This window comes from Deefgea piscis, from assembly GCF_013284055.1.
GTDB lineage: Bacteria > Pseudomonadota > Gammaproteobacteria > Burkholderiales > Chitinibacteraceae > Deefgea > Deefgea piscis.
In genome coordinates this window covers 3216041-3231848 of the sequence record NZ_CP054143.1, presented here as the reverse complement: position 1 = coordinate 3231848, position 15808 = coordinate 3216041, and the positions used below count along the sequence as shown (strand labels likewise).

Annotated in this window: 14 protein-coding genes; 6 read left to right on the top strand and 8 right to left on the bottom strand. The window is 49.2% G+C overall.

Translation table 11 applies throughout. From position 1 onward, the window contains the following. Positions 1-6: 6 nt before the first annotated feature. Entirely contained in the window at positions 7-384 is a 378-nt protein-coding gene (locus HQN60_RS15000; RefSeq protein WP_173534425.1) for a response regulator, read from the top strand. Positions 385-392: 8 nt separating this feature from the next. Here the strand turns inward: HQN60_RS15000 and HQN60_RS14995 are convergent, their stop codons facing one another. Next, the gene (locus HQN60_RS14995; RefSeq protein ID WP_217390156.1) at positions 393-1706 is read right to left on the bottom strand and encodes an N-acetylmuramoyl-L-alanine amidase; all 1314 of its coding nucleotides are present in this window, start codon (positions 1704-1706) and stop codon (positions 393-395) included. Then, a complete protein-coding gene (tsaE, locus tag HQN60_RS14990) occupies positions 1703-2209 on the bottom strand; it encodes a tRNA (adenosine(37)-N6)-threonylcarbamoyltransferase complex ATPase subunit type 1 TsaE (RefSeq protein WP_217390406.1) in 507 nt (168 codons plus the stop codon). The genes HQN60_RS14995 and tsaE overlap by 4 nt, the downstream gene beginning before the upstream one ends. On the opposite strand from tsaE, the gene queG reads away from it, so the two are divergent. Next, positions 2210-3286 (top strand): tRNA epoxyqueuosine(34) reductase QueG, encoded by a 1077-nt coding sequence (queG, locus tag HQN60_RS14985; RefSeq protein ID WP_173534422.1) that lies wholly within the window; start codon positions 2210-2212, stop codon positions 3284-3286. It begins immediately after the preceding gene. A gap of 25 nt (positions 3287-3311) precedes the next feature. On the opposite strand, the gene HQN60_RS14980 is transcribed toward queG, so the two are convergent. Both HQN60_RS14980 and HQN60_RS14975 read right to left on the bottom strand, forming a co-directional pair. Next, positions 3312-5186, bottom strand: a complete 1875-nt coding sequence (locus HQN60_RS14980; RefSeq protein ID WP_173534421.1) for a PAS domain-containing hybrid sensor histidine kinase/response regulator — start codon at positions 5184-5186, stop codon at positions 3312-3314. Continuing rightward, entirely contained in the window at positions 5183-6496 is a 1314-nt protein-coding gene (locus HQN60_RS14975) for a cyclic di-GMP phosphodiesterase (protein ID WP_173534420.1), read from the bottom strand. Before HQN60_RS14975 ends, HQN60_RS14980 begins: the two co-directional genes overlap by 4 nt. A 231-nt stretch (positions 6497-6727) precedes the next feature. On the opposite strand from HQN60_RS14975, the gene HQN60_RS14970 reads away from it, so the two are divergent. Further along, positions 6728-7453: a LamB/YcsF family protein gene (locus HQN60_RS14970; RefSeq protein WP_254456641.1), complete on the top strand. Its 726-nt coding sequence runs from the start codon at positions 6728-6730 to the stop codon at positions 7451-7453. A 43-nt stretch (positions 7454-7496) separates the two neighbouring features. Next, positions 7497-8873, top strand: a complete 1377-nt coding sequence (locus HQN60_RS14965; RefSeq protein ID WP_173534419.1) for a peptide MFS transporter — start codon at positions 7497-7499, stop codon at positions 8871-8873. 50 nt (positions 8874-8923) lie between these two features. Here HQN60_RS14965 and HQN60_RS14960 read toward each other — a convergent pair whose 3' ends face one another. Next, positions 8924-9736 carry a fused MFS/spermidine synthase gene (locus HQN60_RS14960; protein ID WP_173534418.1) on the bottom strand — a complete coding sequence of 271 codons (813 nt, stop codon included), beginning with the start codon at positions 9734-9736 and terminating at the stop codon, positions 8924-8926. A gap of 141 nt (positions 9737-9877) precedes the next feature. On the opposite strand from HQN60_RS14960, the gene HQN60_RS14955 reads away from it, so the two are divergent. Continuing rightward, positions 9878-11527 (top strand): SulP family inorganic anion transporter, encoded by a 1650-nt coding sequence (locus HQN60_RS14955; protein ID WP_173534417.1) that lies wholly within the window; start codon positions 9878-9880, stop codon positions 11525-11527. A gap of 84 nt (positions 11528-11611) precedes the next feature. Further along, positions 11612-12418, top strand: a complete 807-nt coding sequence (gene murI / locus HQN60_RS14950) for a glutamate racemase (protein WP_173534416.1) — start codon at positions 11612-11614, stop codon at positions 12416-12418. A gap of 429 nt (positions 12419-12847) precedes the next feature. On the opposite strand, the gene HQN60_RS14945 is transcribed toward murI, so the two are convergent. The 3 genes from HQN60_RS14945 to HQN60_RS14935 form a co-directional block, all read right to left on the bottom strand. Further along, on the bottom strand, positions 12848-13579 hold the full coding sequence (locus HQN60_RS14945; RefSeq protein WP_173534415.1) for a DedA family protein: 732 nt from the start codon (positions 13577-13579) through the stop codon (positions 12848-12850). Between the two features lie 75 nt (positions 13580-13654). After that, a complete protein-coding gene (locus HQN60_RS14940; protein ID WP_173534414.1) occupies positions 13655-14866 on the bottom strand; it encodes a hypothetical protein in 1212 nt (403 codons plus the stop codon). A 101-nt stretch (positions 14867-14967) separates the two neighbouring features. Continuing rightward, entirely contained in the window at positions 14968-15759 is a 792-nt protein-coding gene (locus HQN60_RS14935) for a ParA family protein (RefSeq protein ID WP_173534413.1), read from the bottom strand. Positions 15760-15808: the final 49 nt, after the last annotated feature.

The following is a 15808-nucleotide window of genomic DNA, read 5'->3' as shown; positions in this document are numbered from 1 at the left end:
TAGCTGATGCACAAAAAACCAAGCTGTGTGGTCATTGATGATGATGGAATTTTAAGAAATCTAATGGCCAGTTTGATGCGTAGCCTTGAATTTGAAGTCGTTGGCGAAGCAAGTCATGCGCAAGATGGGTTTCGATTTTGCTTAGATTTACACCCTAAATTGGTGTTGCTGGATATTAATTTGCCCGAGTCAAACGGCATTGATTTACTCGGGCAAATTTTAAAGCTAGAGCCAGCACCGAAAGTCATTATGGTCACCGCCGAGCCCACCGCGGAAAGAGTAAGAACATCCCTCACCATGGGCGCGTCGGGGTTTTTGGTTAAGCCATTTACTGCCGCTAAGTTGATCGCTGCCGTTAATCATGCATTGGAGATGCACTTATAAGCATGTGATTAGTTTTGTGCGATGCGAGTTTTAGCGAGCGGTGGGTTTTTAGCAAAATAGCGTTTAATGCCTTTGTGTAAGGCTTGAGCCATTTTGTCTTGATACGTATCAGAAATGAGTTTTTGTTCTTCATCTGGATTTGAAATAAACGCAGTTTCAACCAAAATCGATGGAATATCTGGCGCTTTAAGCACCGCAAAATTGGCTTGTTCAACGCTCGGTTTATGTAAGCGATTGATCGTACCAATCTCACCGAGCATGGCTTTGCCCAGCTTCATGCTGTCGTTAATCGTTGCTGTCGTCGTTAAATCCATTAAAGTACGTGCCAAATACGGATTTTCAGTTTTGATTTTAATCCCACCAATTAAATCGGCATCATTTTGCGTTTGTGCCAACCAGCGCGCTTGGCTGCTGGTCGCGCCACCTTCGGATAGGGCAAAAACCGATGAGCCATTGGCACTAGGGCGCACAAAGGCATCGGCGTGAATGGAGACAAATAAATCGGCATTGACCGCGCGCGCCTTTTTAACGCGCACACCCAGCGGCACAAAATAATCACCATCGCGCGTGAGCACAACGCGCACATTGGCTTCGTTTTCGAGTAGCGCTTTGAGTTTTTTGGCAATTTGCAAAACGACGACTTTTTCATGCGTGCCAGATGGGCCTACCGCGCCCGGATCTTCACCACCATGGCCAGGATCGAGCACTACGGTAATTAAACGATCTACTTTTAGCTTATTGCGATCGACCGTGTTGTCATTGGCTTTGCTAGGTTCAACGGGCTTGGCGGCTTCGGCCACTTTGGGCTCAACCGGCTTGGCCTGCATCGCGCTGGCCGCAGCGGCGCTTGGATTGTCGTTGAGTAAGGCCAGTAATGGATCGTTTTGCTCGGTCGGATAAAGATCAATCACCAAACGATGCTTGTATTCTGAAAATGGCGCGAGGGTAAACACTTGCGGGCTGACTTGAGTTTTTAAGTCTAAAACCAAGCGCACTGTGCCGGGTTTATTGCGCGCAGCGCGCAGTAATTTGATATACGGATCATCGCCGCCGACCTTACCGGCCAAACTTTGTAATTCATTGTTTAAATCAATACCGTGCAGGTCAATGACCAGGCGATCTGGGTCTTTAATCATAAATTGATTAAAGGGGAGCGGTTCAGACGATTCAATCGTGACGCGGGTATACGCCGCCGAGGGCCAAACGCGAACCGCAACAACGCTGGCAGTACCAGCAAGACTGACTGGGCTTACCGATAAAATCAACGTCGCGGCCGCGGCCCGCAATACGTCGCGGCGATTTAAATTTAATTCGCAATTCATTGCGCTGATTGGACTGCTAAGGTCAAAGCGTTCTGGCATGTTTGGCCTAACTCACTGGTAGCGAACAATAAAATTTTTCGGCCTTCGCCTTCGGGTATTAATTGAATAATCCAATCGGGTGTGGGGAGTTGTCCGCTGGCTTTATCGGCCCATTCAATTAAGCACACTGATTCGGCATTAAAGTAATCCCTAAAGCCGGCGTCTTCCCATTCGCTTGGATCATTAAATCGATATAAATCAAAGTGATAAAAGTATAATTTAGAATCGGCTTTAAGTCCAAGCAAAGGGTAAGGTTCTACTAAGGTATAGGTTGGGCTTTTAACTCGCCCTGTAAAACCCGCTCCACGTAAAATACCGCGCGTTAGCGTGGTTTTTCCTGCCCCCAAATTGCCTTCTAAAAACACCACCATGCCAGCGTGTAATACCTGCGCAATTTGGCGGCCAAAATCCAGCGTAGCGGCTTCATCGTTTAAAAAAGCGCTGAACGCGGTATCATTTGCAATATGACTGAATTTATACATTTACCACTCAATGAACAGGTTATTGCGCAATCAATTAAAGATTGGGCGCACAAGCTTGGCTTTGCCGCTGCCGCTATTGCCAATATTGATTTAAGCCATGCCGAAGCGGGTTTAAGCCAATGGTTGGCCGCAGGGTATCACGGCGAAATGGATTATATGGCAAGGCATGGCTTAAAGCGCGCCAGAGCCGCCGAATTAGTGCCGGGCACTTTATCGGTGATTACCGTTTTTATGCCGTATCTTTCTGGTGGCGTTGACCCAGAAGAAGTCTTGGCCGATACCAATAGGGCGTATATCTCGCGTTACGCCTTAGGGCGTGATTATCACAAAGTTTTGCGTAATCGTCTGCAAGAATTGGCCGAAAAAATTACCGATTTAGTTGGCCCAATGGGGTATCGGGTGTTTGTTGATTCGGCCCCAGTCCTTGAAGTTGAATTAGCCAAACAAGCGGGCAATGGTTGGCGCGGCAAACATAGTTTATTAATTAATCGGCAATATGGTTCGTTCTTTTTTATTGGCGAACTGTTTTTAGATGTGGCCTTGCCTGCTGACCCACCGCTGCCCAAAGAGCATTGCGGTCAATGCACTGCATGCATCGACGCCTGCCCTACGCAGGCGATTGTGGCGCCGTATATCGTGGATGCCCGGCGGTGTATTTCGTACTTAACCATCGAATTAAAAGGCGCGATTCCAATCGAGTTTCGCGCGCAAATTGGCAACCGAGTGTATGGTTGCGATGATTGCCAATTGGTTTGTCCGTGGAATCGTTTTGCCAAAACCAGCCCTGAAACTGATTTTGTGATTCGCCATGGTTTAGATGATGTCAGTTTATTAACGTTGTTTTCATGGTCTGAAACCGACTTTCAACAAAAAATGGCGGGGAGCCCGATTTACCGAATTGGCTATTGGGCGTGGCTGAGAAATTTGGCGGTGGGCTTAGGCAATGCTAGCACCACGCCTGAAGTCGTCACCGCTTTACAAGCTCGGCGCGATATTGACCATGAAATGGTGCGTGAGCATGTGTTGTGGGCTTTGGCTCAGCACGGGGTATTTGATTGAAGTTTAATTAATACGCTGACTAGCGCTATATACCCTTATGGATATAGCCGAGTGCATTGTCGATAATCGGGAGCGCTTTGGCAATATCCAGTGGCTTGGTCAAATAAGCATCAAATCCGAGTTGGATGGCTTGATGAATATCTTCGGCCAAAGCGTCTCCCGATAGAGCAATCACCGGGATATGCCGTGTGGTTTCGTCCATTCTTAATTGCACCAGCAAACTAGCGCCAGTGGCGTCAGGCAGGTGGCGATCGAGCAAGATTAAATCGGGAATTTGCTGTTGCGCCAGCAATAAGCCTTCGGCGGCGGTGCTGGCTAGCGCTAAGGCATAATGGGCACGCTGTTGCTCGAGTATTCGGCTCATTAGTTTTTGTGATAGTTGATCGTCTTCAATGTATAAGATTTGCCGCTGTTTGGCCTCGGTTGAACCGCTGATGATGCTAGGGACCGCTGCTGGGGTGACTACAGGGAAGTCCACCCAAAAATCACTACCCACATTGAGCGTGCTCTTGACGCCGACAGTGCCTTGCATCAGCTGCGCCAGTTTGCGCGTAAAGGCCAGTCCGATGCCGGTGCCTTCAATTTCTTCTTGTTGCTCGCCAACCCGAGAAAAAGCCATAAAGAGTTGGGCTTGATCGCTCTCGCTAATGCCATAACCGGTATCTGAAACCATTAAGCGCCAATTGGCTGATTGGGTTTGGCTGATGCTGAGTGTGACCGAGCCCGCTGGCCGATTGTATTTAACGGCGTTGGAAGTGAAATTTAATAAAATTTGTTTAATTCGGCGCGCGTCACCTTCCACCCAGCAGCTGACGTTGGGGGGGAGATCAATAAAGAGTTGGATGTTTTTTTCTGCGGCTAAATTTTGCATTAATTCGCAGCAGTCGCGCACAATCGGCGCGAGGTCAATGGTTTCGTGGCGTAAGGTGAGTTTTCCGGCTTCGATACTGGCTAAGTCGAGCACTTCATTAATCATGTCGAGTAAATGCTGTCCGGCATTAATAATGTAATTACCCAGTAGGCGTTGCGGATTATCAGTGTCGATGAAAATGAGTTGGGCAAAGCCTAAAATGGCATTGAGCGGTGTCCTCAGTTCATGGCTCATATGCGATAAAAATTCTGATTTGGCATGACTGGCCGCCTGCGCTTTTTGGTGTGCAATACGCAGCGCCGCTTCGCTGGTTTTTATTGCGGTGCTGTCGTGAACGCTAAAAATCCGCCCCTCTGGTGCTTCCCCTAGGCGCTGTGCTTGGCTATTAAAGTCATAAAATCGACCGTCGTGTAAGTGAGCCGCAAATTGAGACTCCAGATAGGGGTCGCTATAGAGTAGATCTAGCCAATTTTGAAAATCTTCGGCATTTTTGAGTTGCGGTTTAATCCATTCAAATAAAGCTTCAGATTGGCGCGTATCCGACCATTGCCAAATTTGCATCATTGCGGCGTTGCAATGGCGAATGTGGCCGTCCAAATCGGTCACCACTATGCCATCGGCGGTGGATTCTAATGTGGCAAATAATAAAGAGGCCGTGAGCGCACTTTCCCGCTCAAGCCGTTTACTCTGGCTGATGTCATAAAAAGAAATCACGCATAGCGCTTGATCTTCCCAGGTGGTGCTGCGTACGCTTTTGCATACTGACAAAAAATAACCTTGTGCATGGCGATAGTCGGTTTCAAGTTGGCTGATGTGGGCATTGCCACCCTTTTGAACGTCATCCCAGAAAAAATGCTCTTGTATGCCGGTTTCAATCTCTAAAATCGACCGACCAATTAATTCCTGTTGGGTGTAACCGAGCAGCAAAGCACTGGCTTGATTGGCAGAGACAATGCGTAAATCATGCGGCGTGACAGCTAAAATCGCTGTGGTGCAGGCATCCAGCAGATTTTGGGCAAGTAAGGTCATGCTGATTCGCTGGCACTAAAAAAATAATTCATGCGTTTACTTGGACTTAAGGCGCGAGCCGCATCTGCGCTCAGTTGATTGGCTTTGATGGATTTGCTGATGTTGATGCCATTTTCGTACTCCAAATCTAAAATAATGGCGTTTTCGCTGCCCGACTCAATGCCACAGACTAAAACCTGCGGTCGTAAAGGGCGCGAAGCATTCACTGAGACCACTAAGCCATAACAGTCATTAGATAAAATAACTAAAGTCCCCGGCGGATAGACACCAAGGCATTTAATAAAGTGATTGAGTGGACCGGGGTCAAATTTGGCTTTGTGTTGTGTAAACATCAACGCCAGTCCTTCATGCGGCGTTAAAGACAACGCTGGATTATTGCGATTGCAGTGATTGTCGTAGGTATTGACCAAGGCCAGAATGCGCGCCAGTGGGTCAATTTGTGCCAATTGCAGGCGCTGTGGATAGCCTGAGCCATCACAGTATTCATGATGTTGGACAATCAGTTTTAAAACTCCCGCGCTTAAGCCGGCACGATGCGCCATCTCGGCACCCCATTTTGAGTGTTGCTCCATCAAGGCTTGCTCAGCACGATTTAAGGCTTCGGTTTTCAGTAAAATACGATCTGGGACTTCGCTTTTTCCGATGTCATGAAATAAGGCCGCCAAACCCAAAGTGCGGATATCATCGCGTGACAACTGCATCGCTCGACCGAGCATTAGGGCTAAAACGGCCACATTTAAAGTATGAAAATAAGTTTCATCGCCCAGCGTATTGCCATTCATTAGGTGAATCGCAATATCATCATCTATCAGCAGTGAATCGAGCATTTGATTAACGAGTTGATCGGCTGCGGCAACGGTTTTTTTGGCATCAATATGGATTTGACTATTTATGCTTCTAACGGTCTTTGCCGCTTTGCCGAATGCTTTTTCGCAGGCATCCAGTTGCGCTTGACGTTGTTCGTGTTGGGCTTGGCGTTGGCGTTTTGCGGCCAATAGCGCCAATACGGCCGGATCAGTCACTTCATTGTGGATTGCGATGGGGGTGGGCTCGGCAGTTGGCGTCAGGGCTGGCGAGGTTGGCGCCAAGGGCTGAATATCACTTTTATTGGGGATGTAGCGAATTTTAGTTAAGCCGAGTTTTTTTAACGTCTCGATTTGATCGATAGATTTGATTTTAAAACTACCAAAGCTAAATGGATGCGCCATCCAGTGCAAATCGAGTTGGATATAGACGCCCACCTGTAGCTGATCGGGGTGAACAAAATAATTGAACTCATTGGTCATGGCATACGCATCGGTTTCAAGCATGAACTTAATTATGGCTAATTTGTTGATAAAATCTGCCTTACCTAGCAACTATATTCAGAAATTTGAAATTTTAAATAATTATTAAATCGACTGTTGTAAATTTGACGTCAGAAATTGTTTGTACTGTTGCCCCTTAGTCGCGCTGAGCGCTGGTTGAGCGGGTTGGTTTTGTTTTTATCTACCACTGGCGAGGTTGCGCTAAAGCGCATCGTTGCCACAAAGGACATTGTTGTGATTGAGCCGGGCGAGTTTCTTGAGTTAAACGCTGATTTTGGTTGCGATCAGGATTTGGATTCGCTATGGATGCCACTGGTGTCTATGGCCAATATCGCTTGCGGCGGACATGCTGGGAGTGTTGATTCTATGCGTGCGGCGGTGCGTTTGGCGCAGCAATACGGGGTTCGTATTGGCGCGGCGCCGAGCTATCCCGATCGCTTGCATTTGGGGCAACGATCACTCTCGATGAATTCCTCGCAATTGGTGTTTAGTATCACCGCCCAATTATGGGCCATGAAGGCGGTCTGTATTGAAGTCGGGGTTGCGGTGGCTTACGTTAAATTGCATGGCGCTTTATATCGTGACGCAGCAAAAAATCCGGTATTGGCCGATCAAATCGCGCAATTGATTTTTGAAATTGATCCGGATTTATCGGTGATGGCGCCACTGGAAAGTGAGCTACTGCACGCTGCCGCAGCGCGTGGTTTGACGACAATTTCAGAAGGGACTATAGGGCATTGCGATGCAGGGTATGAGGCATCAGGTGTGGAGCTCGATACCTCGCAAGCGCTAGACTGGAGCGAGTCACAACAGCAAGCTTTAGCGCTGGTGGGGCAAGTCCAATCTTTGTCGGTGTTTGGTGATAATTACCTTGCCTTGGCGCAAACGCTTGCGATTCGTCAGTTTTTATTGAATTCAGGCGTCCGTCTGTGTGCTGAGTCTGGTCAAGAGGGCGACTGATGCGTTAAGGTAAACGCAAATCAATCATTGATAGCGTGCTTCTATGTCTGCAACACAAGCTCATCCTAAAGGACTGTATCTGCTTTTCGCTACCGAAATGTGGGAACGGTTCTCGTATTATGGCAATCGTGCTTTATTGGCTTTATTCATGATTTCCGCACTGTCGTTTGATAAACATTTCACTTCTGCTTTGTATGGGCAATACACCGGATTGGTTTTTTTAACGCCGCTCATTGGGGGTTATATTGCCGATCGTTACTGGGGTAATCAGCGCTCGATTTTAGTCGGCGGCTTATTGATGGCAGCAGGGCAGTTCTCTTTGTTTTTTGCCAGCACGTTTTACACCAATTTAACTTTAGCGCTGCCGTTCTTTTATTCCGGCTTGGGCTTGATTTGTTTGGGCAATGGCTTTTTTAAACCCAATATTTCCACCATGGTCGGGCAATTGTATGCGCCCAATGATGCACGCAAAGATGCGGCGTATACCATTTTTTATATGGGGATTAATTTAGGTTCATTTTGTGCGCCATTGATTTGCGGCACTTTGGGTGATACCGGTAATCCGGCTGATTTTCGCTGGGGCTTTTTAGCTGCCGGTGTTGGGATGCTGCTGTCGTTGGTGATTTTTCAAGCATTTAAAAATAAATACTTATTGTCGCCCGAAGGGCAAATCTTAGGTTTGCCGCCCAAGCAGTTGTCGGCACTTGAGAAAAGCAAGGTTGATACCTCGTTAAGCACCATTGATATTCAAAGAATGATTGTCATCGGCGTATTGGCCTTTTTTGTGGTGTTTTTCTGGTCGGCATTTGAGCAAGCTGGCGTATCACTCACCTTTTTTGCCCGCGAATCGACTGACCGTGTGATTTATGGTTTTGAAGTGCCGGCATCGTGGTTTCAATCGTTAAATCCGGTGTTTGTGTTGATCTTTGCGCCGATTATGGCGCGCTTGTGGATGAGCTTGTCGGCCAAAGGCAAAGAGCCATCGTCGCCAACCAAAATGGCTTGGGGTTTGATTTTATTGGGCTTGGGCTATGTGGTGATTGCTTTTGGTGTCGATGGCATTGATGCGGGAATGAAGGTGTCGATCTTGTGGTTGGTGTCGATGTATTGGCTGCATACCATGGGTGAATTGTGTTTGTCGCCAATTGGTCTGTCTTTGGTGAATAAATTAGCGCCGGCGCGATTTGCGTCGTTATTGATGGCGGTATGGTTTTTGGCCAATGCGGCCGCCAATTGGTTTGCCGGTATTTTGGCTGGGTTTTATCCCGAATCAGGCAAACCTTTTCCGTCTTTCTTGGGCTGGCAAGTGAGCAATTTGCACGACTTCTTTATGTTGTTTGTCGCTATGTCTTTCTTGGCGGGTGGCTTATTGCTATTTGCCAGCAAGCCATTGCAAAAAATGATGCACGGCATTCGCTAATCGCGGTGTGAGTCGCAAAAAAGCCCAGCTAATGCTGGGCTTTTTTTACATCAACCTGCAGCTTCAATATGGCGATTGGCCGGTTCTAGTCCGTCGGGGTGGCGCAAGGCGCGCTCGATTCGGCGCGCTAAGGCCGGTAGATCAACACTGTGCGTTTTGCTTAGCGCTTGTGCGCGTTGCATGATGGCGCGCGAGTTTGGCGGGAACTTGCCGCCGTTCATGGCTAAAACAATTCGATTGGCGCAACCATCGGCACCGATGGCGATGGCCGCACCATCAAACACGGTGCGAATTCGTTGATAGTAACTGTCAAAGCGCGCGTCGCTACCCCATAGATTGACCACCAACACCCCTTGATCAGCTAAAGCCGCGCGGCAATCGTCAAAAAATTGCGCCGTGGCCAGACTTTCTGGCATGCCGCTTTGGCTATAGGCATCCACCAAGAGCGAGTCAAAAGCCGATTGGCGTTTTAACCACGCCGCGCCGTCAACACAGTCAATTTTGAGTCGGGCACAGTCGTTTGGAATGGCAAAGCGATCGCGCAAGGCAATGACATCGGCGTCGATTTCTGCGACTTTGATGGTGCAGTCTGGCAGGTAATGATGGCAGTATTTGGCGAGCGAGCCGCCGCCGAGGCCAATCATGCCTATATGCTGGGTATTGGCTTGCAGTAGGCAAAATGCAATCATTGAGCGCGTATACCCTAGTATAAGGTCTTGCGGGGTTTGGCGCTTCATTCGGCTTTGGACGGTGGTGAGGTCAAACATGAGTGAGACTTCATCGCCTTCTTCATACACAAATGGTTTTCCGCTTAAGGTTTCGGCAAATAAATCGGCAAAAGATGGGCTGGGCTGCTTGGTCACGCTGGTGGGCACTATTGAAAATGAATCAGCCCGTCATCATCGCATGTTCAACAAATAAAGTAAGTAGTGATCTAGCGCATGAAAATATTACCGATGTAAGGCTACAATAAGAAACATGTTGATCTTCATAGGCCATACATCGTGATTGCTTTGATTGCCGCGCAAAAAGCAGGGCTGCTTGCGCCAAAGAATTGGTTGAGCAATATCGTAGCTGGGGCGATTGTGGGCGTGGTGGCTTTGCCACTCGGGATGGCGTTTGCCATCGCGTCTGGCGTCAAGCCCGAACAAGGGATTTATACCGCGATTGTGGCGGGCTTTATTGTGGCCGTTTGCGGCGGAAGTCGCGTTCAGATCGCCGGGCCAACGGGCGCGTTTATTGTTATTTTGTCCGGCATTACCGCGCAATACGGCGTCGCTGGCTTGCAAGTGGCCACCATGATGGCCGGCGCGATTTTGCTATTAATGGGTTTGGCCAAGCTCGGTGGGGTGATTAAATTTATTCCTGCGCCGGTGATTGTTGGCTTTACCGCTGGGATTGGGGTGATTATTTGGGTCGGGCAGTGGGGGGCTTTTTTTGGTCTACCTGCGGTGCAGGGCGAGCATTTTCATCAAAAATTTTGGCTCACTGTGCAGGCTTTACCCCATTTGCATTGGGCCACCACCGGCTTGGCGGTGTTGAGTTTAATCGTGCTGATTGTTGCGCCCAAATGGCGTTGGACGCAAAAAATCCCCGGGCCATTGCTGGCGATGGTGCTGGCAACAGGGTTGCAGTCGCAATTTCATTTTGCTGGCGTGGCGACCATCGGCTCAGCGTTTGGCGGTATTCCGCAAGGCTTGCCGGAGTTTTCGCTGCCGCAAGTGAGTACCGGGCAATTGATTAATTTGATTGGCCCAGCGTTTACCATTGCCATGCTGGGGGCGATTGAGTCATTGCTGTCTGCGGTGGTGGCCGATGGCATGACGGGTACGCGGCATGATTCAAATCAAGAGCTGGTCGGCCAAGGATTGGCCAATTTAGTCACGCCACTATTTGGTGGTTTTGCCGCCACTGGGGCGATTGCGCGTACGGCGACCAATATTCGCAACGGCGGCAATAGCCCCTTGGCGGGGATTGTGCATGGCATTACCCTTTTGGTTATTATTTTGTTTTTAGCGCCGCTGGCCGCGTCGATTCCTTTGGCGGCTTTGGCCGCGATCTTGTTTGTGGTGGCGTGGAATATGAGCGAAGTGAAGCATTTTCGCCATATGTTGACCCATGCCCCGCGTGCCGATGTGGCGATTTTACTGATTACTTTTGTGTTAACGGTGTTTGCCGACTTGGTGGTGGCGGTGAATATCGGGGTGATTTTGGCCACGCTGCATTTTTTACGCCGGATGTCGATGTCAGTGGAGGTAGTTACGCACAATGAGCAGCAAATCGGCGTGGAATTAATTCAGCAAGGTTTAATTCAACTGCCCGCAGGCGTGTTGGTGTATTCGATTGAAGGGCCGTTTTTCTTTGGTGCAGTAGAAAACTTTGAGCGCGCGCTGGCGGCAACGCATACCGACCCTAAGGTGCTGGTGATTCGATTATTACGCGTGCCGTTTATTGATATTACCGGTTTGCAGGCATTGGACGAGGCGATTGCGCAGTTGCAGCGCCGTGGCGTGCAGGTCTTGCTTTGCGAAGCCAATGTGCGCGTTTTGGCTAAATTAGAGCGTGCTGGCGTGATGGTCACTTTGGGGGCAACGTATTACTGCGCTGATTTGGCGAGTGCGATTGCCAGAGCCGATGTTTTATCGACTGAGTAAGCTGACTTTTTGTGCGCTTACGCTGTTTTCTGTTGGGCTTCAGAGTAGAATCCCGCCTTTGTGTGTTTTGTTGCTAGGCCGAATATGACTTCATTACCGTCGCACCCGATTGGCGTTTTTGATTCTGGGGTGGGTGGACTTACTGTAGTGCGGGCCTTAATGGACCGTTTACCCTTTGAAAACATCATTTATTTTGGCGATACGGCGCGGGTGCCGTATGGCGTGAAGTCCGTGGCGACCATTGAGCACTATACGCAGCAAATTGCGAATTTCTTGCAGCAGCAAGAAGTCAAAATGCTGATTATTGCCTGCAATACGATGGCGGCCGTGGCCGCTGATAAAGTGCGCGCGTCAGCCAATGTGCCAGTGCTGGACGTGATTGAAGCGGGTGCCAAAAACGCAGTGGCCCACACCAAAACCGGTGGGATTGGCGTGATTGGTACGCCGACCACGATTAATTCCAATGCCTATGCACGGGCGATTCACCAGCTCAACCCCGCTTGCCGCGTGTATTCACAAGCCTGCCCTTTATTTGTGCCTTTGGTAGAAGAAGGTTGGCTCGACCATGCGGTAACGCGTTTAACCGCGCAAGAATATCTCAAGCCGGTGTTTGTTGAGTCGATTGACACGCTGGTGCTGGGCTGTACGCATTACCCATTGATTAAGCCGCTGTTAATGGATATTTGTGGCGATCGAATGCAGCTAGTTGATTCGGCGCTGTCGATTGCAGCGCAAACCGCCGAGATTTTGCAATCGCGTGGCTTGGCAAATCCAGCGCATCAAATTCCAGATTATCGTTTCGTGGTTACCGATTTGCCGGTGAAGTTTCAAACCATTGGCGAGCGATTTTTGGGGCGTAGCTTAGGTAAGATTGAGCTGGCTCAGCTGTGATTGCGTTGTCGTTATTTGTCTGTAAAACCAACTGCCTCGACTGTTAAAAATCGAGGCAGTTTCTTTTAGTGCGCTAGGTTTTGATTGAGCTTAATCCATGCAAATGGTGTGCTACCCCGCATTCGATCAGCAAAAGTTTGTTTGGGCTTGGGCATGTGCGTATGTCCGAGTTCGGTAACGCGTACGGTGCTGACAGCAGGCTTATTGTGCATGATTTTGGCCTCTTTAAGGGTGAGAAAGAGATTTGAATTGCGATGAATGACGAATCACAATGATAATCCGATTTCACTTTGTGACCATTGTCACAATTTGATTTGGCGCAAGATTGGCGTTGAATTTAAAGGAATAATTTTTTTGCGTTGATTGGTCGCTGAAGGCGATGCGGCGCAGTATTTTGCTGACGCCGCATGCATTAGATTGTTGACGGTTTTAGCTTAAAACCTGCCATAGTCGGCTGCCGTAGTTGTTGGCATGGGGGTGGGTGAGTAGTAAGTACAGTGCGCCAGCGCTGGCTAATGCACTGATGGGCGTGCCGAAAGTAAACCAGCGATGCGGTGCGCTCAGCTTAAATAGGCGCCACAACATCCAGCCTGCGGTCAGTATCAGTGCCAGCGTCACCATCAATAGCGTTGGGAAATGCATTGCATTGCTTGCGCCAAGCCCGAGGGCCGCACCGGCTAAAATCCCGGGTAAAAAATACAATGGCGACCAAAGCACGCAGGCCAGTATACATGCCGGCATAAAGCGCTTCGGGGGCATGGAGAGCATACCTGCCACCATGGGTAGTACTGGTCGAGTCGGCCCTAAAAATCGACCAACAAAAATACCGATGGCGCCGTGATGGCGCAAAACATGTCGAGCTTGAATCAGTAGCCGGCGATGTTGACGAATCAGCTTGAGTCGTTGTAGTTGGCGGCGATAGCGATAACCGAGTGCGTAGGAAATCAGGTCACCCAAGAACGCGGCGACAAAACCAACGCTACACGCGAGCCAAAAATCCATTTTGCCGCTGCCAATCAATGTACCCATGGTGACCATTAAAATAGTACCGGGGATGATCAGGCCAATTAAGGCGGTGGATTCGGCCAATACAATAATGAATAACAGCGCGAGGGCCAATTCATTGGAATGGTTAATGGCGGTTTGAAGCAAGTCTTGCATGGTCGAGGGGCTTGGAGTGAACGTGCTCATTAGGGCGCGCTCGGCCGATTTAGTTCCTAGGGCTGGCGAACTTGATTAAAACCAGGCGCCGAAATTAACTTGCCAGCTTTCTAGGTTTTCGCCTTTGCTGTAGCTCACGCCGCCACGAAAATCGACATTGCTATTGTGTCCTGCGCGTTGCTGGCCAAAGCTCACGCCGATTTCATTTTGGTGGTTGCTAAATAATTTGGTGCCAGTGTATTGCGTATTAATAAGATAGATTTCCCAGGAGAGGGGATCACCGCTGACTTCCCATTGGCTGTCTAGCGAATAAAACAGCCCGTTTCTAAAAACGGTGTTGGCAATGTCGGGATTAAACGTGCTGTTATCAACGTGCATACTAAAAGCAGTGTAATAGCCGAGCATATTGCCCAGCGTGAGATGCCAGCCATCCCCTTCCCATACATAGCTCGAGCCAATGGCTGCCGAGCCAATCCAGGCCGAGGTGCCCAAATCGTTCGATCCAGTAAAGCGTGCCGAGCCGGTGGCGCCGAGTGTCCAGTTGCTGTTGACAGGGTAGCGATAGCTTAAGCCAAGATTGGCATCGTAGGATTTACTGCCTTCAGCGTCGGTGTAGCCTAGCGGTGCGCTGACAATTAATTCGTGATTAGCTTGGCCCAAGTTGTAGGCGTATGCCAACGGCAAGGTGATGCCGTCACTATTCATGGCTCTGACTTGTGCCGTGGCGCTCGACTGCATGTGCGTGTAATTGATGCCGACCGAAAAGCGCTGCTCATCAGGGGCTGCGTCGCTACCAAACCATAATGTTTGTGCGTCAAGACTTACCCCACGACTCATTAGGCTATTGCTGTTGCCAGCGATTAAGTCAATGGGCGACAGTTCGATCAAGTGCGTGCTCGGTTCGCTGAGTAAGTCTGGCGTGCTGCTGAAATATTTTAAAAACAGCGCTTGGCTTTGTTCTCTAGTGCGACCTTGAAAGGTTTTATTGAGTCCGGTGCTTGGAATGCTAAAAACCAGCTTACTGCCGCCATCGGGGTAAGCAATGATGATGGGTAGGCCGCGAAGGTTTAGCGTGCTGCTTACGGCTTCTTTGCCGGTGTAATTGCTAAATATACTGCCGGGTTTGAGGGCTTGTTTATAAAACAAATTTACGCTCTGGTCGGCGTCGGTATGGCTGCTAGATTGAGTCTGGCCGCCCATTTTGCTACTAATTTCGAAAGGCGCTGCATGCCCATAGGTGCTCAATGCGAGGGCAATTAAAGACAGGATGGGCTTGAAATTAGGCATGGTGCTTTCCGTTTGTCGCAGTCTCTTTTTTTGTAGATGTTGCGATTCGGAAAGCAAGAATTAAAAACAACAGTAAGCGTAAGAAAGCTTGACGTTAGTAATTATTCGTGGATGAACGGTAGGTCGCGCGATAAAGAGAGTAAATTATTTTCAATTAATTCATCTAGCAGAAAGCTAAAGTCAGTTGCGGCGTCAGAAGTGGGGGCAAAATCAAAGATGTTGCTGCCACAACCCACTGCGGCAGCCAGTGCTTCTTGCTCGCGGATTCTGGTTTTAAGCACCTCGCCGGGGAAGTGCTTGGTGAGTTGCCCCGCCACAGTTTCGGCGGTGATTTGATTGGGAATATAGCGGTTTAGAAGGTAGCGCCGCGGTGTTCTGGATTGAAATTTTTCGAGTCCGTATAGCGTTTGCGAAAGTTGCATTGCGCCGTTCAGCGCCAAGTATTCGGAGGCCACCGGTACGAGGATGATGTCAGCGGCAAATAGTGCCGAAAATGCAACAACCCCCAGCATTGGGGTGCAATCGATGATGATGGGTAAGCCACTTCCTGACAGCATTTCGGCGTGTAGGCCGAGTTTGAGGCGCCAAATATTGTCGCGATGCCGTGCTACTTGTGCGTCGATTTTGCCCAGCTCAAGGTGCGAAGCAATAAATTGCACGCCGCTAGGTAAGGGCATAGCAAGGTCAGAAAGTGAGCTTAAACCTTGATAAAACCGATAAATGCTTTTGCTGCTGGGGGTCTTGATGCCGTACATCGACGTTAAATGCGCTTGGGGGTCAAGGTCGATCAGCAAGGGTTCGACGCCATTTTTGGCGATCGCAGCGGCTAAATTGGCGGCAATCGTGGTTTTACCCACGCCTCCTTTCATATTAAAGACGGCGATTACGGTCATTGGACGTGTTCCTGATTGCAATGTCTCGGCGATGTGATGGCATGGCCTG

Excerpts from the sequence above, each read along its gene's own strand:
- HQN60_RS14965 (WP_173534419.1), top strand. The coding sequence starts at position 7,497 with ATGTCTGCAACACAAGCTCATCCTAAAGGACTGTATCTGCTTTTCGCT.
- queG (WP_173534422.1), top strand. The coding sequence starts at position 2,210 with ATGACTGAATTTATACATTTACCACTCAATGAACAGGTTATTGCGCAA.
- HQN60_RS14980 (WP_173534421.1), bottom strand. The coding sequence starts at position 5,186 with ATGACCTTACTTGCCCAAAATCTGCTGGATGCCTGCACCACAGCGATT.
- HQN60_RS14940 (WP_173534414.1), bottom strand. The coding sequence starts at position 14,866 with ATGCCTAATTTCAAGCCCATCCTGTCTTTAATTGCCCTCGCATTGAGC.
- HQN60_RS14945 (WP_173534415.1), bottom strand. The coding sequence starts at position 13,579 with ATGCAAGACTTGCTTCAAACCGCCATTAACCATTCCAATGAATTGGCC.
- HQN60_RS14995 (WP_217390156.1), bottom strand. The coding sequence starts at position 1,706 with ATGAATTGCGAATTAAATTTAAATCGCCGCGACGTATTGCGGGCCGCG.
- HQN60_RS14975 (WP_173534420.1), bottom strand. The coding sequence starts at position 6,496 with ATGCTTGAAACCGATGCGTATGCCATGACCAATGAGTTCAATTATTTT.
- murI (WP_173534416.1), top strand. The coding sequence starts at position 11,612 with ATGACTTCATTACCGTCGCACCCGATTGGCGTTTTTGATTCTGGGGTG.
- HQN60_RS14935 (WP_173534413.1), bottom strand. The coding sequence starts at position 15,759 with ATGACCGTAATCGCCGTCTTTAATATGAAAGGAGGCGTGGGTAAAACC.
- HQN60_RS15000 (WP_173534425.1), top strand. The coding sequence starts at position 7 with ATGCACAAAAAACCAAGCTGTGTGGTCATTGATGATGATGGAATTTTA.